The organism is Pseudomonas sp. GW821-FHT02A11, from assembly GCF_059421985.1.
The window spans coordinates 345,070-365,622 of record NZ_JBWKWB010000001.1; the positions used below are offsets into that span (position 1 = coordinate 345,070).

Genomic DNA, 20,553 nt, shown 5'->3' on the forward strand with positions numbered 1-20,553 from the left:
TGAATCGGACAGGCGATGCACATGTCGCCTGCCCGGGCCATTCGCGAATGAATTCGCTCCCACAGTGGGTCATGCGTTCAGACAAACCGCGCTAACATTCTGAAATCCATCTGTGCACCCACTGCAAGGGTTACTTACGCATCACCCTCCTGCCAAATCTGCGTCCCCTTGCCACTGCTAAGGGATAGCGCTACCTCGCTTCCGCCTAACTGTTGCGCGACACGTAACTATTCATGTCGCAAAATCGTCTTTTTTAAAAATCATTAGCCCCCTATCATCGCGCCGCGCTGGCAGCTGAATCGTTTCTCTCGTCTATCTGTCAAGTTTTGCCACGCGGCTTATCGACGCAGCACGCAGCTGCGCCGTACCCAGCTCACTCAAAAGAATTCATTGCCCTATGCCTCTTCAATCGACACGCTGCACCCGCATTCACCCGCTTGGTCATCGCCACGCACTGGGGCTGCTCGCCCTGGGCCTGGCCACCTGCGCCCAGGCGACGCCGGCCTTTGACAGTGAGTCGCCGTGGATGCTGGGGGATTGGGGAGGCAAGCGCAGCGAGCTTTCGCAGCAGGGTTATGACTTCAAGCTCGACACCGTGGTCGAGGTCGGCTCGAATCTGCACGGCGGTTACAACCATGACAAGGCGACCCGCTACGCCGACCAGTTCGCCCTCGGCGCGCACATGGACCTGCAGAAGATCCTCGGCTGGCACGACGCCGAATTTCAAGTGACGCTGACCAACCGCAACGGCGACAACATCAGCAATGACCGCGTGTCCGATCCGCGCGTGGGCACCATTTCGTCGTCCCAGGAAGTCTGGGGTCGTGGCAACGTCACGCGCCTGACAGACCTGTGGTACCAGCAGAAATTCCTCGATCAGAAGCTGAGCATCAAGGTCGGCCGCTTCAACGAGGGCGAAGACTTCAACACCTTCCCGTGCGACTTCCAGAACCTGTCCTTCTGTGGCTCGCAGGTCGGCAACTGGGGCGGCGGCATCTGGTACAACTGGCCGATCAGCCAGTGGGCCATGCGCGTGAAATATCAGCTCACCCCCGAGCTGTTCGTGCAGGTTGGCGTGTTCGAACAGAACCCGTCGAACCTGGAAAACGACAACGCCTTCAAGCTCAGCGGCAGTGGCACCAAGGGCGCCGTATTGCCGGTCGAGCTGGTCTGGTCGCCGAAGGTTAATGACCTGCCGGGCGAATACCGCCTGGGTTACTACTACAGCACCGCTGACAGCAGCGACGTCGTCAAGGACAGCGATGGCGGTTACGCCGCATTGAGCGGCGAAAACTATGCTTCCTCGTCGAGCAAACACGGCATGTGGCTGACCCTGCGCCAGCAAGTCACCAGCCAGGCCAGTGACAACAGCCGGGGCCTGAGCCTGTTCGCCAACGGCACTGTGCACGACAAGAAAACCAACATGATCGACAACTACGTTGCCCTGGGCGCCACCTACACCGGCCCGTTCGACGCACGCCCCAAGGATGACATCGGCCTGGCGGTCGGCCGTATCCACGTCAACCCGACGTATCGCAAGAACATCAACCTGCGCAATCAGGCCGAAAACGTCAGCGACTACAACGACCCCGCCTTCCTGCCTGTGCAGGACACCGAATACAACGCCGAGATGTATTACGGCGTGCACGTCGCCAACTGGCTGACCGTGCGTCCCAACCTGCAATTCATCCGCCATCCCGGCGGCGTGAACCAGGTGGATGACGCGCTGGTGGCCGGTCTGAAGATTCAATCCTCGTTTTGATGGCTTATTTCACCTTTCAGAATCCGCTTTCAGGAACTAGCGTCATTGAGACGGATTCAAACGGTTCGAGTCGAAAAAGCGAAAAGAACAAAGCGTCAACCACTTAATCGTTACGGAGTACGACACTATGAGCACTGACGGTGCTTTCAGTAAGGGTCGCCTGCTACCGAGCTTGCTCGGGCTGGTGATTCTGATCATGGGCCTGGCCTTGCTGGCCGGGGGTATCAAGCTGCTGACACTGGGTGGGTCGCTGTACTACCTGTTGACCGGTATCGGCTTCGTCATCACCGGCATTCTGCTGATCATGGGCCGTCGTTCGGCGCTGGGTCTGTTTGCGCTGGTGCTGTTCGCGAGCACGGTCTGGGCGCTGTGGGAAGTCGGCCTGGACTGGTGGCAACTGGTGCCACGTCTGTCGCTGTGGTTCGTGCTCGGCATCGTCATGCTGCTGCCGTGGTTCCGCCGCCCTGTGTTGCGTGACCAGCCTGGCGGCTTGCCGACTGTTGCCCTGAGCATCGCCGTGGTGCTGGCCGGCCTGACCGCCATCGCCAGTCAGTTCACCAGCCCCGGTGAAATCAAAGGCAAGCTCGATCGCGACGACGCCGGTGTGGCGTACGATCCACAGCCAATGCCCGATGGCGACTGGCAGGCTTATGGTCGCTCCGAGCATGGCAATCGTTACTCGCCACTGAAGCAGATCACGCCTGAAAACGTCAGCAAGCTGCAGGAAGCCTGGCGCATCCGCACTGGCGATCTGCCGACCGCTGAAGACCCGGTCGAGCTGACCAACGAGAACACCCCGCTGAAAGTCAACGGCATGATCTATGCCTGCACCCCGCACAGCAAAGTGCTCGCGCTGGACCCTGACACCGGCAAGACGCTCTGGTCGTACGACCCGCAGATTTCGAAGGAAGGCGCGAAGAACTTCACCGGCTGGGCGCACATGACCTGCCGTGGCGTTTCGTACTACGACGAAGCGGCCTACGCCAAATCCGACGTCGGCGCGCCTGCGGCCGAACTGTCCGACGCTGGCAAAGCCATTGCCGCGGCCTGCCCTCGCCGCCTGTACCTGCCGACTGCTGACGCACGCCTGATCGCGCTGAACGCCGACACCGGCAAGGTCTGTGAAGACTTCGCCAACAAAGGTGCTGTCGACCTGCGCGCCAACATCGGCCCGTTCACTGCAGGTGGCTACTACTCCACCTCGCCTGCGGCGATCACGCGCAACCTGATCATCATCGGCGGTCACGTGACCGACAACGAGTCGACCAACGAGCCATCGGGCGTGATCCGCGCCTACGACGTGCACGACGGCAAGCTGGTGTGGAACTGGGACCCGAACAACCCGGACGCTACTGCACCGATCGCAGCCGATCAGTTCTACTCGCGCAACGCGCCGAACATGTGGTCGCTGGCCAGTGTCGACGAGAAGCTGGGCCTGGTGTTCCTGCCTCTGGGCAACCAGATGCCTGACCAATACGGTGGCGACCGCACCCCTGGCGCCGAGAAATTCAGCGCAGGCCTGGTCGCGCTGGACGTCAACACCGGCAAGGTGCGCTGGAACTATCAATTCACCCACCACGACCTGTGGGACATGGACGTACCGAGCCAGCCGACGCTGATCAACCTGAAAACCAAGGACGGCGTGAAGCCGGCCGTGATCCAGCCGACCAAGCAAGGCAGCCTGTACGTGCTGGACCGTCGCGACGGCACCCCGATCGTGCCGATCGACGAAGTTCCGGCACCGACCGGTGCTGCGCAGGGCGACCACACATCGCCCACCCAGGCCCGTTCGCAACTGAACATGCTGCCGCCTGAGCTGACCGAAAAATCCATGTGGGGCGCCACCGCGTTCGACCAGATGCTGTGCCGCATCCAGTTCAAGGAACTGCGTTACGAAGGCCAGTACACGCCTCCGTCCGAGCAGGGCAGCATCATCTATCCGGGCAACGTCGGTGTATTCAACTGGGGCGCCGTTTCGGTCGATCCGGTGCGTCAGCTGATGTTCACCAGCCCGAACTACATGGCATTCGTCTCCAAACTGGTGCCACGCGCCAAGGTGGAAGCAGGCAGCAAGCGTGAAAGCGAAACCAGCGGCGTGCAGCCAAACACCGGCGCGCCTTATGCGGTGATCATGCACCCGCTGATGTCGCAGCTCGGCATGCCGTGCCAGGCGCCTTCGTGGGGTAACGTGGCCGCTGTCGACCTGACCACCAATCAGGTGGTGTGGAAGCACAAGAATGGCACCAGCCGCGACAACACGCCTGTGCCCATCGGTCTGCCGGTGGGCGTACCGAGCATGGGTGGTTCGATGGTGACCGCAGGTGGCGTTGGCTTCCTGGCCGGTACGCTGGACCAGTATCTGCGTGCGTATGACGTGAAGACCGGTAAAGAGCTGTTCGCCGGGCGTCTGCCAGCGGGTGGTCAGGCGACGCCGATGACCTATACCGGTAAGGACGGCAAGCAGTACGTGCTGATCGTGGCCGGTGGTCATGGGTCGCTGGGGACCCGGATGGGCGACTACATCATTGCGTACAAACTGCCGGAGTGATTGAGTCTGGCGGGCTTTGAAGCAGCCCTGTAATGCGAAAGGCGGTCATCGAGAGGTGGCCGCTTTTTTCATTTAGTAGAGAAACCAGACGTTACGCGGTATCTGTGTGGAGCGAATTCATTCGCGATACAAGGTATCGAGCAGAAGAAAGGTGTCGGCTGTACCGGCCTCTCGCGAATGAATTCGCTCCCACAGGTTTAGCGAACTTCAAATCCCCTACTTTTCAATAACCTCCCCCCGCTGCGGCGCCAACCTCGCAATCAACCGATTCTGCGTCGCTACCGGAATCTTCAGATCGTCCATCGCATCGATCAAATCCTCCACCAACGCATTGAAATCACTGCGGCTCAGATTCAGCCCCTTGTGCGCCTCAGCCAGGGTATCGCCCGTATAAGTACAAGGCCCTCCCGCCTCCACACAGAATTTCTCCACCAGCTTGTCCCGCACCCGAACGATGTCGACCTTGGCGAAGTACTTGTAGATCCGGTCGTCCTTGGCGATGTGCAACAGCATCCCCTCAACGATCTTCTGAATCCCTGCCCGCTCGCCCAAGGCGTGATACAGGCTGTCATCCTTGGGCGGTTGTTGAGCGCAGGACACCAACAGGGCCAGGCTCAGAACACACAGCCAGCGCAAAGCCCGCATCATCAGAAGCTCCCCTGCACAGACAGATAGGTGCCGTTCTGGTTATCCAGCGTCGCGATTTCGCCCAGGCGTGCGTAGGCCAGAACCACAGAAACGTGCTTGTTGGGGAACCAGCCGATGAAGGCGTCAGCCCAATCGCTTTCGCCGGCGAACGACAGGTTGTCAGGCTTTTCCCGGTATTCGACGCCCACCGCCCAACGCGGGTTGAACAGCAGCGCCACCGAGCCTTCTTTCAACACGCTGCGGGTGTCGCGACGATCGCCGCCAAAGCCCAGCAGGCCGGTCTCGTTGGCGCGGCTGTAACGTACGCCGCCGTTAACCACCACGTTGTAGCCAAACGCCGCGCCCATGAACAAACGGCTGGCGGTGAGATAGCCCTCGACATCGGCATCGCGTCTGGAACCGACCAGGCTCGGGATGAGGAAGTCGTTCTGGTGCTTGTACTCAAGGCCTGCCGACACCTGCGGCAACGGGTCGTAGATCAGGTCGCCAAACAGACGCACCTTCACGCCAAAGATGTCCTGAGAGAGGTTGTCTTCCGGCAGGCTCAGCTTATGCACCAGCGAACCCAAGTCGAATCGCTGATGGGCGTAGGAAAGCTCCACGCGGTTGCCGTAGGAAACCGCCGTACCGGCGACGTCCAGAGTGTAGTCCGGGAGATTGATGTGGGTGGCGAACAGGTTGGCACCCCACTCGCCCTGCTCGTCGTAACCGGCAAGGACCGCCCACGGGATGATCCCGCCACCGGCCGCGCCTTCGATACTGCTGGCACCTGCGGTCGCGATCAGACGCCCCTGATCGGCTTCGGCGACACAGGGCAGCGTGCCCATAGAGCCGCCAACCACGCTTGCTAACACCACAGGGCTTAAAACAGCCCAGAGACTACGTGTCATAACTTTCAACCCATCAGTGGATCATCAGGCTGGGTGAACGGTGAGAGGTGGCGATCCATGCTTCGAACGCCACTGCAGTGAGCGGCCGACTGATCAAATAGCCTTGCGCGGTATCGCAGTGCCAACGTTCCAGCAAACGCAGGCTGTGCTCGTATTCCACGCCCTCGGCGACCACCTTCAGGCCCAGGTTGTGGCTCATCTCGATGGTCGAACGCACGATCACCGCGTCTTCGCTGGTTTCATCCAGATTGCGCACGAATGACTGGTCGATCTTCAGCTCCTGCACCGGCAGCCGTTTCAAGTGCGCCAGAGAAGAGTAGCCGGTGCCGAAGTCATCCACCGACAGACTGATGCCGCATTCGCGCAGGCGGTTGAGCACGTTCAGCGCTTGCTCGGGTTCGCGCATCACAGCGCTTTCGGTGATCTCGAATATCAGTTGTTCGGCCGGCACGCGGTACAGCTTGAGCAGATCGGACACGCGGTCGGCCAGGTCGCCATGAAGCAGATCTTCCGCAGAAATGTTCACCGACAGCTGCACATGCAGGCCCCGACGGCTCCATTCGGCCAGTTGGCGCATGGCCTCCTCGATCACCCAGTGGGTCAGCAGCTGAATGCTGCCGGTGCGCTCGGCGAGCACGATGAATTCAGCGGGCGAGACATTGCCGAACTGCGGATGCTGCCAGCGCAGCAGGGCTTCGGCCTGGCGCGCGAGGCCGTTGCGGATGTCCAGTTTGGGTTGGTAATGCAGCACCAGTTCGCCGTTGCGCGCGGCGTGGCGCAGGTCGCGGATCAGGCTGATCTGACGCTGGTGCGCAAGGTCCCGGCCATCCTCGTAGACTTGCAGGCGGCCTGGCATCTGGGTGGCGTCCTGACATGCAATCGAGGCGCGATTGACCAGCTCTGAAGGCGAATCGCCGTTGGCCGGGTAGGCAGCGATGCCGATGCAGGCGTCCAGGGAAATATCATGATCGTGAATGCGCTGGGGCTTGAGCAGCAGGCGTTGCAGGCGGTCGGCCACGGCGACGGCGGCATCCACTTCGGCGTTGTGCACCAGCAGCAGGAATTCGTTGCCGGACAAACGCGCAACGGTGTCACCCGGACGCAGCGGCAGTTGCAGTTGTTCACCGAGGACTTGCAGCAGCTGCTCAACCCCTTCCGGACCGATGCTGTCGTTGACCGCGCGGAAGTTTTCAATCCCCAGGTACAGCAGCGCAACGCCCCGCTCGGCGGCAATCGCGCTGCCCAGACGCTCCATCACCAGCGCGCGGTTGGGCAGCCCGGTCAGGCCGTCGTGCAGGGCGTTGTGCGCCAGTTGTTTTTCGCGCTCGGCGATGCCGCTCTGCATCGAATTGATTGCACCGGCCAGCTTGCCCAGTTCGTCGCTGCGCTCAAGGTCTACCGGGGTGCTGTAATCGCCTTCGCCGATACGCTCGGCGGCCAGCGCCAGGGTGCGCACCGGCCCCGACACACTTCGCGCCAACAGCAAGGTCCCCACCAGCGAGGCGAGCAGCGCGATGAGGGTGATCCACAACAGCTTTTCATCCAGCGGGGCGAAGGCCTGCATGGCTTGGTCCAGCGGGCTCTGGAGCAACGCCACGACCTGATCGCCCTTGCTGTCGCCGGTGTTGCCCAGGTTCAGGCGTGCGCTGAGATAACTGTGTTTGCCATGCTCGGTCATCTGCATCTGATCGTCGGCCGGCTTCATCATCAGGCCGCGCAGGCCGTCGTACAGCGGTTGCGGCTGGGTGCTGATGATCTGACCCGGTACCTGGTTGACCACCGACAGAAACGAGACCTGCAAACCGCTGAGCGAGCGCAACTCCTGGGCGAGGTCGTCGTCCATGCTGAAACCCATGACCACACGCGCAATCGGCAACGGCGCCAGCACCGTGCTCTCGACCAGCAGGTGCGGGGTACCTTGCAGGGGCACGATCAGCATGGACTGGTTGCGGGATTTCAGGTCACGCAGGGCTTGGAAATACGGAAAGGGCGAGCCTTCGGGGATCTGATCAAGCGTGCTGGAGAGCACCTTGCCGTCCATGCCCAGCAGAAACATATCGTTAGCGTTGATGCGCGCGCCGTGGTTGAGCAGGACCGAACGAATGGTCGCCGAGTCGGCCGAGGCGACGGCATCGCGAAAGCCGAAATCGCTGGACAGCAATTGCACCGCATCGCGCAGACGCTTGCCGCGCATTTCCAGCAAGCCCTGAAACACCCGGGTACCCACTTCCAGCTGCGCCTGCGCCTGCTTGCGCACAGCGTCCTGCGTCGCGGCCTTGACGGCAAAAAACACCGCACCGACCACGACCAGCAACAGCAGGATCAGCACGCTGGCGATGCGCGCCTGAAAGCTAAGAGGTCTTTTCATTCATGGGCAGCTTTATGAAAGGCATCGCCAAACGCGCTGGGCGGTGGCGCTGGCACATCGTCACCTTTGGGTTGCACGGCAAGGCTGAAACGGCGGTGCAAGCCCGCGGCCGGAATGTCGAAATCGCCGCCTGCAACAGGCTGCATGTCAGAGGCCTGAGGGTGCCAAAGCGTCGCCGTGTAGTGGCCCGCCGGCAGTTGATCGAGGCTCAGCGTGCCGTCGTCGTTGCTCACGCCGAACCAAGGGTCGTCGGTCACGTAGACGTAGCCGAGCATCCAGTCATGGATATTGCACCCCAGCACCACAACGCCGGGCTTGTCGAACAGCACAGGGTCCGATGGCGTACCGCCATACAGGCGCAGTTCGAAACGTTTTGCCGCAGAAAAGGAGTACACCTGATGGCGGATGTTGTCGCTGTTGGGGAATTTGATCTGGGTGCCGGTATGCACCGCCAGCACATGGGGGGCAAAACGCTGATCGCGCTGGTCCATGTCGGCCTTGGGCGCAGGGTCCGGCTTGCCGGCCGGCCCTTGCAGCGTCAGCACCGCATCGCTCAAGGGCTTGCCTTGGGCATCGACGAATTCTGCCGACAACGAGGCAGCATGGGCGCCAGAGCCCAAAAGAACGGTTGCGGCCACCAACAATGAAGAGACTACGTGGGTCATACAAGCGTCCAGAACGGCATGGCCGAAAGAAGAGTAGCGCCAGCCCTGGCAGTTTGCTGAGACGTTTTGCGCAGAGTACGCCTCCCATCAAAGAAGATCACGCGCCAAAAGCAGGCACAAGGCCATTACAAATTATAGTCGACGGAGGGCACAGGCCACCTATATTTCTCTCTCGGCACCCCTGTTCAATGCTATCGGCCATAACTATTGAAACCTGAGCTTAACTGCCCCATCTAAGGCTCATCCCCATTTATGCAGGTGCCCCATGAGCGACCAGCAAACCGACTCTTCCCATCCGCATCACGACAACGATCACGAACACGAAGTGATTGGCTCAGACCGAAAAAGCCTTGCCCTCCCCGGCCAAAACCTGCCAGACCAGGTCTACATCATCCCGATTCACAACCGCCCGTTCTTCCCGGCGCAAGTGCTGCCGGTCATCGTCAACGAAGAACCCTGGGCCGAAACCCTGGAGCTGGTGAGCAAATCCGATCACCATTCCCTGGCCCTGTTCTTCATGGACACGCCCCCTGAAGATCCGCGTCATTTCGACACCAAGGCCCTGCCCGAGTACGGCACGCTGGTGAAGGTGCATCACGCCAGCCGCGAGAACGGCAAGCTGCAATTCGTCGCCCAGGGCCTGAGCCGCGTGCGCATCAAGACCTGGCTCAAGCATCATCGCCCGCCGTTTCTGGTGGAAGTCGAGTACCCGCATCAGCCCAACGAGCCGACCGACGAGGTCAAGGCCTACGGCATGGCGCTGATCAACGCGATCAAGGAACTGCTGCCGCTCAACCCGCTGTACAGCGAGGAGCTGAAGAACTACCTCAACCGCTTCAGCCCCAACGACCCGTCGCCGCTGACCGACTTCGCGGCGGCATTGACCTCCGCCACCGGCGTCGAGCTGCAGGAAGTGCTGGACTGCGTTCCGGTGCTCAAGCGCATGGAAAAGGTGCTGCCGATGCTGCGCAAGGAAGTCGAAGTCGCGCGTTTGCAGAAAGAAATCTCCGCGGAAGTGAACCGCAAGATCGGTGAGCACCAGCGCGAGTTTTTCCTGAAAGAACAGCTCAAGGTCATCCAGCAGGAGCTGGGCCTGACCAAGGACGACCGCAGCGCCGACATCGAGCAGTTCGAACAGCGGCTCGAAGGCAAGACCCTGCCGCCCCAGGCGCGCAAACGCATCGATGAAGAGATCAATAAACTCTCGGTGCTGGAAACCGGGTCGCCGGAATACGCCGTCACCCGCAATTACCTGGACTGGGCCAGCGCCGTGCCATGGGGCGTCTACGGCGAAGACAAACTGGACCTCAAACACGCGCGCAAGGTGCTTGACCAGCACCACGCGGGGCTCGACGACATCAAAAGCCGCATCCTCGAATTCCTCGCGGTCGGCGCCTACAAGGGCGAGATCGCAGGCTCCATCGTTCTGCTGGTGGGCCCGCCGGGCGTGGGTAAAACCAGCGTCGGCAAGTCGATTGCCGAGTCGCTGGGGCGTCCGTTCTATCGTTTCAGCGTCGGCGGCATGCGCGACGAGGCCGAGATCAAGGGCCACCGTCGCACCTACATTGGCGCCCAACCGGGCAAGCTGGTGCAGGCGCTCAAGGACATGGAAGTGATGAACCCGGTCATCATGCTCGACGAGATCGACAAGATGGGCCAGAGCTACCAGGGCGATCCGGCCTCGGCGCTGCTGGAAACCCTTGACCCCGAGCAGAACGTCGAATTTCTCGACCACTACCTGGACCTGCGCCTGGACCTGTCGAAAGTGCTGTTCGTCTGCACCGCCAATACCCTGGACTCGATCCCGGGCCCCTTGCTGGACCGTATGGAAGTGATTCGCCTCTCGGGCTACATCACCGAAGAAAAACTGGCCATCGCCAAGCGCCACCTGTGGCCCAAGCAGCTGGACAAGGCGGGCGTGGCGAAAACCAGCCTGACCATCAGCGACAGCGCGCTGCGCGCGGTCATCGAGGGCTATGCCCGCGAATCCGGCGTGCGCCAGTTGGAGAAGCAACTCGGCAAGCTGGTGCGCAAAGCCGTGGTCAAGCTGCTGGACAACCCGGACACGGTCGTCAAGATCGGCCCGAAAGACCTCGAAGCCTCCCTCGGCATGCCGGTTTTCCGCAGCGAACAGGTGCTGTCGGGCACGGGCGTGATCACCGGGCTGGCCTGGACCAGCATGGGTGGTGCGACCCTGCCAATCGAAGCGACCCGCATCCACACCCTCAATCGCGGCTTCAAGCTCACCGGCCAGTTGGGTGACGTGATGAAGGAATCTGCAGAAATCGCCTACAGCTACGTCAGTTCCAATCTGGCGAAGTTTGGCGGCGACAAGGGGTTTTTCGACGAGGCTTTCGTGCACCTGCACGTGCCCGAAGGCGCAACGCCTAAAGACGGCCCGAGCGCCGGCGTGACCATGGCCAGCGCCCTGCTCTCGCTGGCGCGCAACCAGGCGCCGAAAAAAGGCGTGGCCATGACCGGCGAACTGACCCTCACCGGGCATGTGCTACCGATTGGCGGCGTGCGCGAGAAAGTCATCGCGGCGCGTCGGCAGAAGATCTTCGAACTGATCCTGCCGGAAGCCAATCGTGGCAACTTCGAAGAACTGCCGGATTACCTCAAGGAAGGCATCACCGTGCACTTCGCCAAGCGCTTTTCGGATGTGTCCAAGGTGTTGTTCTAAAGCCACGCGCCCGTTCCCGAAGGTTTGACGCGAAACCTGTGGGAGCCAATTCATTCGCGATCCGATCTTTCAGGCGATGCACGTGTATCGTCTGCTCGGGCCTCTCGCGAATAAATTCGCTCCCACAGGACGCGGATCGCCGACGAGATCACGGACATCCCACCCCTCTCATTAGCATCCTTCCAGTCTTCGGTTATGCTCAGCCCCATGTTCCCTATGACCGGAGCCCTCATGACTGCCGCCCGCTTACTTATCCCATTCAGCCTGGCCCTGCTGGCCGCCTGCGCCCAGCAACCGAAACAGATCGTCTCCCTGGAAGATCAGAACGACTGCCCGATCAACCTCAAGACCGGCCAGACCCTGATGCTCATGCTTCCCAGCAACCCCACCACCGGCCATCGCTGGCTGATGCAAAACCCCGCGCCGTCCATCCTCACCGCCTTGGGCCCGGAAGTGTTCAATACTCCGGAAGACGTTGGCATGGTCGGCACCTCTGGCCAGTCGGTGTGGCGTTACAAGGCCGCCAACGCAGGCAGCGGCCACCTGATGATGGTCTATCAACAACCTTGGGCACCGGAAGTACGGCCCGAGCGCACGTTCGATTGCGCGATCACCGTGAAGTGAGCGTCGCTACCCGATGATCAGATGAGGTTTCGGCATCGCGGCACATTTGGCTAAAATGCCGCACTTTTCGCCTCATCCTTCGGAATCGCCGTGAGCCAAGAACCCGACCGCATTTTTGCCCAGCCGCTGGCCCAGGTGCCCGACTTCGCCTTCAACGAGGACGTGGTGCGGGTGTTCCCGGACATGATCAAGCGCTCGGTGCCGGGTTATCCGACCATTGTCGAGAACCTTGGCGTGCTGGCGGCGCAGTTCGCCCAGCCCCACAGCGTGCTCTACGACCTGGGCAGTTCGCTGGGCGCGGTCACTCAGGCACTGCGCCGTCATGTGCGCACCGACGATTGTCGGGTGATCGCCATCGACAACTCCGCCGCGATGGTCGAGCGTTGCCGCGAATACCTCAATGCCCAGGATTCGATGTTTCAGGAGTTGCTGGCGGTGGAAGTCGTCGAGGGCGACATCCTCGCGCTCGAATTCCAGCCTGCCTCGGTCGTGGCCCTGAACTTCACTCTGCAATTCATTGCCCCCGAGCAGCGTCTTGAGCTGCTGAGCCGGATTCGCCAATCGCTGCTGCCCGGCGGCGCGCTGATTCTGTCCGAGAAGCTGCGTTTCGACGACAACGAAGAACACGCCCTGCTCACCGACCTGCACGTGGCCTTCAAACGCGCCAATGGCTACAGCGAGCTGGAAATCGCCCAGAAACGCAGCGCCATCGAAAATGTGATGAAACCCGACAGCCTCGAACAGCACCGCGAACGCCTGCTGGCTGCCGGTTTCAGCAAAGTCGTGCCCTGGTTCCAGTGCCTTAATTTCGCCTCCTTGATTGCCCTGCCATGATTGATCTCGCTCCTCTGGTCCGCCGCCTGGCGGGCACCCCTCTTTCTGCCTGGGCCCAGGGCCTGCAGGCGCAACTCGACGCGAAAATGGACAAGGGCCACGGCGACCTCGAACGCTGGCAGGGCGCGCTGAATGCGCTGCCCGATCTCACCCCCAGCCGCGTCGAGCTCAAGGACCGTTTTGCTCTGGACGTCGACTGCGACGACGCAACCCGCGAGCAGACCCGCGCCGCGCTGATGGGCCTGTCGCCATGGCGCAAAGGGCCGTTCGATGTGTTCGGCGTGCACGTCGACACTGAATGGCGCTCGGACTGGAAATGGTCGCGCGTCTCGCCCCATCTGGATCTGGTCGGCAAGCGCGTGCTCGATGTCGGCTGCGGCAACGGCTACTACCAGTGGCGCATGCTCGGCGCGGGTGCCGACAGCGTGATCGGCGTGGACCCCAACTGGCTGTTCTTCTGCCAGTTCCAGGCGATGCGGCGTTATCTGCCTGATCTTCCAGCCTGGCACCTGCCCTTCGCGCTGGAGGACCTGCCTGCGCGGCTGGAAGGCTTCGACACGGTGTTTTCCATGGGTGTGCTGTATCACCGCAAGTCGCCAATCGATCACTTGCTGGCGCTCAAGGATTGTCTGGTCAAGGGTGGCGAGTTGGTGCTGGAGACCATGGTGGTCGAGGGCGACGTGAATCAGGTGCTGGTGCCTGAAGATCGCTACTCGCAGATGCGCAACGTCTGGTTCCTGCCGTCAGTGCCTGCGCTGGAACTGTGGCTGCGTCGTGCGGGGTTCGTCGATGTGCGCTGTGTGGACGTCAGCACCACTACGGTCCAGGAGCAGCGCAGCACGCAATGGATGAAGTATCAGTCGCTGAGCGACTTCCTCGATCCGAATGATCATAGCAAGACCGTGGAAGGTCTGCCGGCGCCGCGTCGGGCGGTGATTGTGGGTCGAAAAGCCTGAGACACCGCCGTTTCTACAACACCCAATAATCCTGTGGGATCGAATTCATTCGCGAGACTTTGGTACATCCATCAGAGATTCATCGGATGTAGGGACCTCTCGCGAATGAATTCGCTCCCACAGGTCCGCAGTGTCCTAGCGCAATTTGTGAGCGAATCAGGCCTTGGCCGCAGCCGCTAGAATCAACGCCTTCATCTCCGACACTGCTGACTTGAAACCGACAAACAGTGCATGGGCCACCAGCGCGTGGCCGATGTTCAGCTCGTTGATGCCCTTGATCGCCGCCACGGCTTCCACGTTGTGGTAATGCAGGCCGTGACCTGCGTTGACGATCAGGCCCTGTTGAATGCCAAAGGCGACGCCGTCGACGATCCGCTGCAGCTCTTGCGCCACTTCCGTCGGCGTGTGCGCATCGGCGTAACGACCAGTGTGCAGCTCGATCGCAGGCGCCCCCACACGCGCCGAGGCTTCGATCTGACGCTCGTCGGCATCGATGAACAGCGACACTTCGCTGCCAATCGCAGACAGGCGCTCCACCGCTGCTTTGATCCGTGCCTCTTGCCCGGCGACGTCCAAGCCACCTTCGGTGGTCAGTTCCTGACGGGTTTCCGGGACCAGGCAGATGTGCGCCGGACGAATACGCTCAGCAAACGCCATCATCTCTTCGGTGACGCCCATTTCGAAGTTCATGCGGGTCTGCAGCACGTCCTTGAGCAGCAGCACGTCGCGCTCCTGAATGTGACGACGGTCTTCACGCAGGTGCACGGTGATGCCATCGGCGCCCGCCTCTTCAGCGTCCAGCGCCGCCTTGACCGGGTCGGGATAGCGGGTGCCACGGGCCTGACGCAGGGTGGCTACGTGGTCGATGTTCACGCCGAGCAGAATGCGGGTGCTGTGGGTCACTTTAGGTCTCCTGAAAACGTGATGTGGACAGGCAATCAGGCCTGCCAACGGCTGAAAATGATCTTGTCATTAGGGCTTTCGAAACAGTTCCCGGCTCACCAGCGGGCGGCCACCTAGGTGTACCGCCAGCGCCTGACGCATCAGCCGCTTGGCTGCCGACAGCGCGCCCGGCGCGCTCCAGTCGGCTTCGGACATCGCCAGCAGTTCGGCGCCCTGAAACAGGCCGGGCTGCAACAGATACACCCGCTCAAGCCCGGCGTCTACCTGCAGGCGATACATGCCATCGGTGTCCAGCGGATCGCCGTTGATGTCGGCGTCGAGGGCAAAACCGTAACCCAGGTCGTCCAGCAGGCGCCACTCGAAAGAGCGCAACAGCGGTTCCAGAGCGCGGCCTTGCGCGAGGGCGACCAGGGTCGCGGCGTAATGCTCGAACACGCCGGGATGCGGGTCTTCGGCGGGCAGCAGGCGAATCAGCAGTTCATTGAGATACAGGCCACTGAACAGCGCCTCGCCTTCCAGCCAGGCCGCGATACCCGCGCTCTCCATACGCCCCACGTTCTTCAACTCGCTACGTCCGCGAAACTCGACATCCAGCGGCACGAACGGCCGCGCCAGCGAACCCGCCTTACCACGGGCACTGCGCAGCACGGCGCGCAAGCGGCCTTGAGGCGTGATGAAGTCGACCAGCGCACTGTTTTCGCGATACGGCCGACTGTGCAGCACATAGGCGAGTTGGCTGGCGGGAGGGGTTTGCGACATTCCGATCTCACTGGATTCAATCGTATTGACAGCCACCGCAAACGACTGTAGGAGCGAATTCATTCGCAAATAGCCCGTACACCCTACAGATCTCTATCGGATGTACCGGCGCCTCGCGAATGAATCCGCTCCCACAGTGTTCAGCGTCAACGTCAGGAAAGGCTATAAACAGCCGATCGCCTACAGGTCGCCGTAACCCAGCGAACGCAACGCACGCTCGTCGTCGGACCAGCCGCCTTTGACTTTCACCCACAGGTTGAGCATGACCTTGGAGTCGAACAGCACTTCCATGTCGCGACGGGCGTCAGAGCCGATGCGCTTGATGCGCTCGCCCTTGTCGCCAATGATGATTTTCTTCTGTCCATCACGCTCGACGAGGATCAACGCGTGAATGTGCAGGGTCTTGCCCTGCTGCTTGAACTCTTCGATCTCGACGGTGATCTGGTAGGGCAACTCCGCACCCAACTGACGCATGATCTTCTCGCGGACAAGCTCGGCGGCGAGGAAGCGGCTGCTGCGATCAGTGATCTGATCTTCCGGGAAAAAGTGGTCATTTTCTGGCAATTCGTCAGCAATGACTTTTTCCAGCGCTTCCAGGTTATGCCCCTGCTGAGCCGAAATCGGAATGATCTGTGCGTTGGGCAGTTGCTCCTGCAGCCAGGACAGGTGCGGCATCAGCTCGGCCTTGTCCTCGATACGGTCGGTCTTGTTCAGCGCCACGATCAGCGGGCCGGTCACGTACTGCACGCGCTCGAGCACCATCTGGTCTTCGTCGGTCCACTTGGTGCGGTCCACCACAAAGATCACCACGTCGACGTCTTTCAACGCCGCCGAAGCGGTCTTGTTCATATAGCGGTTCAGCGCCTTGTCGCTGCCTTTGTGCATGCCTGGGGTATCCACGTAGATCGCCTGCACGGCGCCTTCGGTCTTGATGCCCAGCATGTTGTGGCGCGTGGTCTGCGGCTTGCGCGAGGTGATCGCCAGCTTCTGGCCGAGGATGTGGTTCAGCAGCGTCGACTTGCCCACGTTTGGCCGGCCAACGATGGCGACATAGCCACAGCGTGTTGCAGTTGAATCAGTCATTGCCATTCTCCACACCCAGGGCGATAAGGGCTGCGGCCGCGGCTACCTGTTCGGCAATGCGACGGCTGACACCTTGGCCCCGGCTTTTTTCGTTCAATAAGGTGACTTCGCATTCGACGAAAAAGGTTCGGCAATGCGGCTCGCCCTGAATGTCCACCACTTCATAGCGCGGCAATTCACAGGCGCGGGACTGCAGAAATTCCTGCAGTCGGGTTTTGGGGTCCTTGTTGGTGTCGACCAGCGTCAGGCTGTCGAACTCGCTGGCCAGCCAAGACAACACGCGTTCGCGCGCCATTTCCATGCCTGAATCCAGGTAGATCGCACCGATCAACGCTTCCAGGGCATCGGCCAGAATCGATTCACGGCGGAAACCTCCGCTTTTCAATTCACCGGAACCCAGACGCAGGTATTCGCCCAAATCGAAACCCCGCGCCAGCAGGGCCAGCGTTTCGCCCTTCACCAGGCGCGCACGCAGGCGCGACAGCTGGCCTTCGCGGGCCTGAGGGAAACGCTCGAACAGCGCCTCGCCGGCCACAAAGTTGAGGATGGCATCACCGAGGAATTCCAGCCGCTCGTTGTTACGGCCGGCAAAACTGCGGTGGGTCAGGGCCAGGACCATCAAGTCCTGGTCCTTGAAGGTATAACCGAGCTGACGCTCCAGACGACTCAATGACACGCTCACGGCTTACCCACGCTGAATTCGTGGTCAAACTTGACCACCAGATCGATGTTCTGGATCAGTGGCTCACGTTTCTCGTATTTCAAATGGGCGAGGAGCCTGTTGTTCTCCGTCGTCACGCTTAACGCCTTGTTCAAATCCAAATCCCGAATGTTATTGACCTGCATGCCTTTGGAGACGTAGTCATAAAGATCACCGCTGTCGTTGATCTCTGCGGCCTTGTCGGTACCGGCGGCTTCGATGATTTTCTTCATCGACATGTAATCGAGGTAATGCGGCACCAGTTTGGCGGCGGTACTCGCGGCAAACGCAAGGACTGCCAGCAGAACCAGCCATCCAATGAGCGACAAGCCTTTTTGCGAACCGGCAGATGTCATGTGTGACCTCAAGAATAGTCTTTCCCTGTTGCATGCAAGGTAAGCCTTGCAGCATAGCCCGCCGAAATGACATACGGCGCTGTGTCAGACAGCGCCGCATGAGTGTTACTTGATCAGGCCGACTCGCGAGAAGTTCGGCAAGTGGCTCAGCTTCGGCTCAGGCCAGCTCATCCACACGGCGAAGGCCTTGCCGACGATGTTTCTGTCGGGGACCATGCCCAGCTCGTCCTTGGGAATATTGGGGTCATCCCAGTAGCGGCTGTCGTTGGAGTTGTCGCGATTGTCGCCCATCATGAAGTAATGACCGGCCGGGACCGTCCACTCATGATCAGGCGGCGCGCGATAGCGGCTCATTTCCTGGCGAATCTGGTGCTCGACCTCACCCAGCTTCTCGTTGTACAGCTCGGCGCTGCCCAACGTGCCAGGCTCCGAACCGATCAACTGCTTGGCCACCAGCTGCCCATTGACGAACAGCTGCTTGTCGTTGGTGTAGCGGACGGTATCGCCCGGCAGCCCCACGACACGCTTGATGTAGTTGACGTTCGGATCGCTTGGGTAGCGGAACACCATCACATCGCCCCGCTGCGGATCGCTGACCGGGATGACCTTGAGGTCGATCACCGGCAGACGAATGCCGTAGGAGAACTTGTTGACCAGGATGAAATCGCCGACGTCCAAGGTCGGTTTCATCGAGCCCGACGGGATCTGGAACGGCTCGACCAGAAACGAGCGCAGCACCAGCACGATGAACAGCACTGGAAAGAACGACTTGCCGTACTCGACGAGCAGCGGCTCCTTGTTCAGTTGCTCGACGACAGCGACATCCGGCTGGCTCACGCTGCCCTGATAATTCGCTATCGCGGTCCGCCGACGCGGCGCCAGTATGATCAGATCGAACAAGGCCAGCAAACCGCATACGAATACGGCAATGACCAACAACAGCGGGAAATTTAGTGACATAGGGCCTGACTATTCCAACCTGAGCACCGCAAGGAAGGCTTCTTGTGGAATTTCCACGTTGCCGACCTGCTTCATGCGTTTTTTACCGGCCTTCTGCTTTTCAAGCAGCTTGCGCTTACGGCTGACGTCACCACCGTAACACTTGGCCAGTACGTTCTTTCTGAGGGCCTTGACGGTTGTGCGCGCGATAATCTGGCCACCGATAGCAGCCTGGATTGCCACGTCGAACATCTGACGAGGAATCAGTTCTTTCATCTTTTCAGTCAACGCCCGGCCTTTGTAAGCCGCGTTGTCACGGTGCACGATCAACGCCAGAGCGTCGACCTTGTCGCCGTTGATCAGTACATCCAGCTTCACCAGATTGGCCGACTGGTAACGATCGAAATGATAGTCCAGCGAAGCGTATCCGCGACTGGTGGACTTCAGACGGTCGAAGAAGTCCAGAACCACTTCGTTCATCGGCAAGTCGTAGGTCACCTGGACCTGGCTGCCGAGGAACAGCATGTCGTGCTGGATACCACGCTTCTCGATGCACAGCGTAATGACGTTGCCCAGGTGCTCTTGAGGCACAAGGATGTTCGCCCGCACGATCGGCTCGCGCATGTCTTCGATGCTGGAGAGGTCCGGCAGCTTCGACGGGTTGTCGACGTAAATGGTTTCACCGGTCTTGAGCAACAGTTCGAAGATTACGGTGGGCGCAGTGGTGATCAGGTCCAGATCGTACTCGCGCTCGAGGCGCTCCTGGATGATCTCCATGTGCAGCATGCCCAGGAAACCGCAGCGGAAGCCGAAGCCCAGCGCGTCAGAGCTTTCCGGGGTGTATTGCAGCGACGAGTCGTTCAGGGTCAGCTTCTGCAGGGCTTCGCGGAAATCTTCGAAGTCGTCAGAGCTGACCGGGAACAGGCCGGCGTAAACCTGCGGCTGAATGCGTTTGAAGCCGGGAAGCACTTCGACGTCAGGGGTCGAGCTCAGGGTCAGGGTGTCGCCCACCGGCGCACCGTGAATGTCCTTGATGCCGGCGATGATGAAGCCTACTTCGCCCGCCTTCAGGTCAACCGTTGCGGTGTGCTTGGGGTTGAACACGCCGACGCTGTCTACCAGGTGGATCTTGCCGGTGGACTTGACGAGGATCTTGTCGCCCTTCTTCACGCGGCCGTGACGCACGCGCACCAGGGAGACAACGCCCAGGTAGTTGTCGAACCAGGAGTCGATGATCAGCGCCTGCAGAGGCGCTTCGATGTCGCCGGTCGGCGCGGGAATGGTCTTGACCAGACGCTCCAGCACTTCGTCGACGCCCATGCCGCTCTTGGCGCTGCACGCCACGGCGTCGGTGGCGTCGATACCGATGACTTTCTCGATCTCGTCCTTGACGCGGTCCGGATCGGCCTGGGGCAGGTCCATCTTGTTCAGGACCGGCATGACTTCCAGGCCCTGTTCGATGGCGGTGTAGCAGTTGGCGACGGACTGCGCTTCCACGCCCTGACCGGCATCGACCACCAGCAGCGCGCCCTCACAGGCGGCCAGCGAGCGGCTGACTTCATAGGTGAAGTCCACGTGGCCCGGAGTATCGATGAAGTTCAGCTGGTAGGTAATGCCGTCCTGCGCCTTGTAATAAAGGGTGACGCTGTGGGCCTTGATCGTGATCCCGCGCTCGCGCTCCAGGTCCATGGAATCAAGCACCTGGGCTTCCATTTCACGCTCGCTCAGACCACCGCACATCTGAATGAAACGGTCAGCCAGCGTCGACTTGCCATGGTCAATGTGGGCGATGATGGAGAAATTGCGGATATGACTCAAATCACTCACGGATCAAC

The 20,553-nt window shown here is 60.7% G+C and carries 17 protein-coding genes; 6 read left to right on the forward strand and 11 right to left on the reverse strand.

Going from position 1 to position 20,553, the window contains the following annotated elements; all coding sequences use genetic code 11:
- The first annotated feature begins 397 nt into the window (after positions 1-397).
- Both AC07V9_RS01620 and AC07V9_RS01625 read left to right on the forward strand, forming a co-directional pair.
- A complete protein-coding gene (locus AC07V9_RS01620) occupies positions 398-1,762 on the forward strand; it encodes a carbohydrate porin (protein WP_495013944.1) in 1,365 nt (454 codons plus the stop codon).
- 127 nt (positions 1,763-1,889) lie between these two features.
- On the forward strand, positions 1,890-4,310 hold the full coding sequence (locus AC07V9_RS01625) for a glucose/quinate/shikimate family membrane-bound PQQ-dependent dehydrogenase (protein WP_495013945.1): 2,421 nt from the start codon (positions 1,890-1,892) through the stop codon (positions 4,308-4,310).
- A 216-nt stretch (positions 4,311-4,526) separates the two neighbouring features.
- Here the strand turns inward: AC07V9_RS01625 and AC07V9_RS01630 are convergent, their stop codons facing one another.
- The 4 genes from AC07V9_RS01630 to AC07V9_RS01645 form a co-directional block, all read right to left on the reverse strand.
- Positions 4,527-4,955, reverse strand: coding sequence for a group I truncated hemoglobin (locus AC07V9_RS01630; RefSeq protein ID WP_495014123.1), 429 nt, complete (start codon positions 4,953-4,955; stop codon positions 4,527-4,529).
- A 2-nt stretch (positions 4,956-4,957) separates the two neighbouring features.
- Positions 4,958-5,785 carry a DUF3034 family protein gene (locus tag AC07V9_RS01635; RefSeq protein WP_495013946.1) on the reverse strand — a complete coding sequence of 276 codons (828 nt, stop codon included), beginning with the start codon at positions 5,783-5,785 and terminating at the stop codon, positions 4,958-4,960.
- A 76-nt stretch (positions 5,786-5,861) separates the two neighbouring features.
- Complete coding sequence (locus AC07V9_RS01640) at positions 5,862-8,216, reverse strand: bifunctional diguanylate cyclase/phosphodiesterase (protein WP_495013947.1); 2,355 nt, start codon at positions 8,214-8,216, stop codon at positions 5,862-5,864.
- Positions 8,213-8,881 carry a methylamine utilization protein gene (locus tag AC07V9_RS01645; protein WP_495013948.1) on the reverse strand — a complete coding sequence of 223 codons (669 nt, stop codon included), beginning with the start codon at positions 8,879-8,881 and terminating at the stop codon, positions 8,213-8,215. Before AC07V9_RS01645 ends, AC07V9_RS01640 begins: the two co-directional genes overlap by 4 nt.
- A 265-nt stretch (positions 8,882-9,146) precedes the next feature.
- On the opposite strand from AC07V9_RS01645, the gene lon reads away from it, so the two are divergent.
- The 4 genes from lon (at position 9,147) to cmoB (ending at position 13,978) form a co-directional block, all read left to right on the forward strand.
- Positions 9,147-11,564, forward strand: a complete 2,418-nt coding sequence (lon, locus tag AC07V9_RS01650; RefSeq protein WP_495013949.1) for an endopeptidase La — start codon at positions 9,147-9,149, stop codon at positions 11,562-11,564.
- A gap of 231 nt (positions 11,565-11,795) precedes the next feature.
- The gene (locus AC07V9_RS01655; protein ID WP_495013950.1) at positions 11,796-12,188 is read left to right on the forward strand and encodes a protease inhibitor I42 family protein; all 393 of its coding nucleotides are present in this window, start codon (positions 11,796-11,798) and stop codon (positions 12,186-12,188) included.
- A 90-nt stretch (positions 12,189-12,278) separates the two neighbouring features.
- On the forward strand, positions 12,279-13,022 hold the full coding sequence (cmoA, locus tag AC07V9_RS01660) for a carboxy-S-adenosyl-L-methionine synthase CmoA (protein WP_495013951.1): 744 nt from the start codon (positions 12,279-12,281) through the stop codon (positions 13,020-13,022).
- Complete coding sequence (gene cmoB, locus AC07V9_RS01665) at positions 13,019-13,978, forward strand: tRNA 5-methoxyuridine(34)/uridine 5-oxyacetic acid(34) synthase CmoB (RefSeq protein ID WP_495013952.1); 960 nt, start codon at positions 13,019-13,021, stop codon at positions 13,976-13,978. Before cmoA ends, cmoB begins: the two co-directional genes overlap by 4 nt.
- Before the next feature lie 156 nt (positions 13,979-14,134).
- Here the strand turns inward: cmoB and pdxJ are convergent, their stop codons facing one another.
- From pdxJ to lepA, 7 genes are all read right to left on the reverse strand, one after another.
- On the reverse strand, positions 14,135-14,881 hold the full coding sequence (gene pdxJ, locus AC07V9_RS01670) for a pyridoxine 5'-phosphate synthase (protein WP_495013953.1): 747 nt from the start codon (positions 14,879-14,881) through the stop codon (positions 14,135-14,137).
- Between the two features lie 69 nt (positions 14,882-14,950).
- Entirely contained in the window at positions 14,951-15,640 is a 690-nt protein-coding gene (recO, locus tag AC07V9_RS01675; protein WP_495013954.1) for a DNA repair protein RecO, read from the reverse strand.
- Positions 15,641-15,820: 180 nt separating this feature from the next.
- Entirely contained in the window at positions 15,821-16,723 is a 903-nt protein-coding gene (gene era / locus AC07V9_RS01680) for a GTPase Era (RefSeq protein ID WP_495013955.1), read from the reverse strand.
- Complete coding sequence (gene rnc / locus AC07V9_RS01685; protein ID WP_495013956.1) at positions 16,716-17,405, reverse strand: ribonuclease III; 690 nt, start codon at positions 17,403-17,405, stop codon at positions 16,716-16,718. Before rnc ends, era begins: the two co-directional genes overlap by 8 nt.
- On the reverse strand, positions 17,402-17,779 hold the full coding sequence (locus AC07V9_RS01690; RefSeq protein ID WP_495013957.1) for a DUF4845 domain-containing protein: 378 nt from the start codon (positions 17,777-17,779) through the stop codon (positions 17,402-17,404). Before AC07V9_RS01690 ends, rnc begins: the two co-directional genes overlap by 4 nt.
- Positions 17,780-17,884: 105 nt before the next feature.
- On the reverse strand, positions 17,885-18,739 hold the full coding sequence (gene lepB, locus AC07V9_RS01695; RefSeq protein WP_495013958.1) for a signal peptidase I: 855 nt from the start codon (positions 18,737-18,739) through the stop codon (positions 17,885-17,887).
- Between the two features lie 9 nt (positions 18,740-18,748).
- Positions 18,749-20,545 (reverse strand): translation elongation factor 4, encoded by a 1,797-nt coding sequence (gene lepA / locus AC07V9_RS01700; protein ID WP_495013959.1) that lies wholly within the window; start codon positions 20,543-20,545, stop codon positions 18,749-18,751.
- Positions 20,546-20,553 lie beyond the last annotated feature (8 nt).

Coding starts and splice junctions, on each gene's coding strand:
- AC07V9_RS01645 (WP_495013948.1), bottom strand. CDS start 8,881: ATGACCCACGTAGTCTCTTCATTGTTGGTGGCCGCAACCGTTCTTTTG.
- AC07V9_RS01625 (WP_495013945.1), top strand. CDS start 1,890: ATGAGCACTGACGGTGCTTTCAGTAAGGGTCGCCTGCTACCGAGCTTG.
- lon (WP_495013949.1), top strand. CDS start 9,147: ATGAGCGACCAGCAAACCGACTCTTCCCATCCGCATCACGACAACGAT.
- AC07V9_RS01655 (WP_495013950.1), top strand. CDS start 11,796: ATGACTGCCGCCCGCTTACTTATCCCATTCAGCCTGGCCCTGCTGGCC.
- cmoB (WP_495013952.1), top strand. CDS start 13,019: ATGATTGATCTCGCTCCTCTGGTCCGCCGCCTGGCGGGCACCCCTCTT.
- AC07V9_RS01640 (WP_495013947.1), bottom strand. CDS start 8,216: ATGAAAAGACCTCTTAGCTTTCAGGCGCGCATCGCCAGCGTGCTGATC.
- recO (WP_495013954.1), bottom strand. CDS start 15,640: ATGTCGCAAACCCCTCCCGCCAGCCAACTCGCCTATGTGCTGCACAGT.
- AC07V9_RS01690 (WP_495013957.1), bottom strand. CDS start 17,779: ATGACATCTGCCGGTTCGCAAAAAGGCTTGTCGCTCATTGGATGGCTG.
- AC07V9_RS01630 (WP_495014123.1), bottom strand. CDS start 4,955: ATGCGGGCTTTGCGCTGGCTGTGTGTTCTGAGCCTGGCCCTGTTGGTG.
- AC07V9_RS01620 (WP_495013944.1), top strand. CDS start 398: ATGCCTCTTCAATCGACACGCTGCACCCGCATTCACCCGCTTGGTCAT.
- era (WP_495013955.1), bottom strand. CDS start 16,723: ATGACTGATTCAACTGCAACACGCTGTGGCTATGTCGCCATCGTTGGC.
- lepB (WP_495013958.1), bottom strand. CDS start 18,739: ATGTCACTAAATTTCCCGCTGTTGTTGGTCATTGCCGTATTCGTATGC.
- AC07V9_RS01635 (WP_495013946.1), bottom strand. CDS start 5,785: ATGGGCACGCTGCCCTGTGTCGCCGAAGCCGATCAGGGGCGTCTGATC.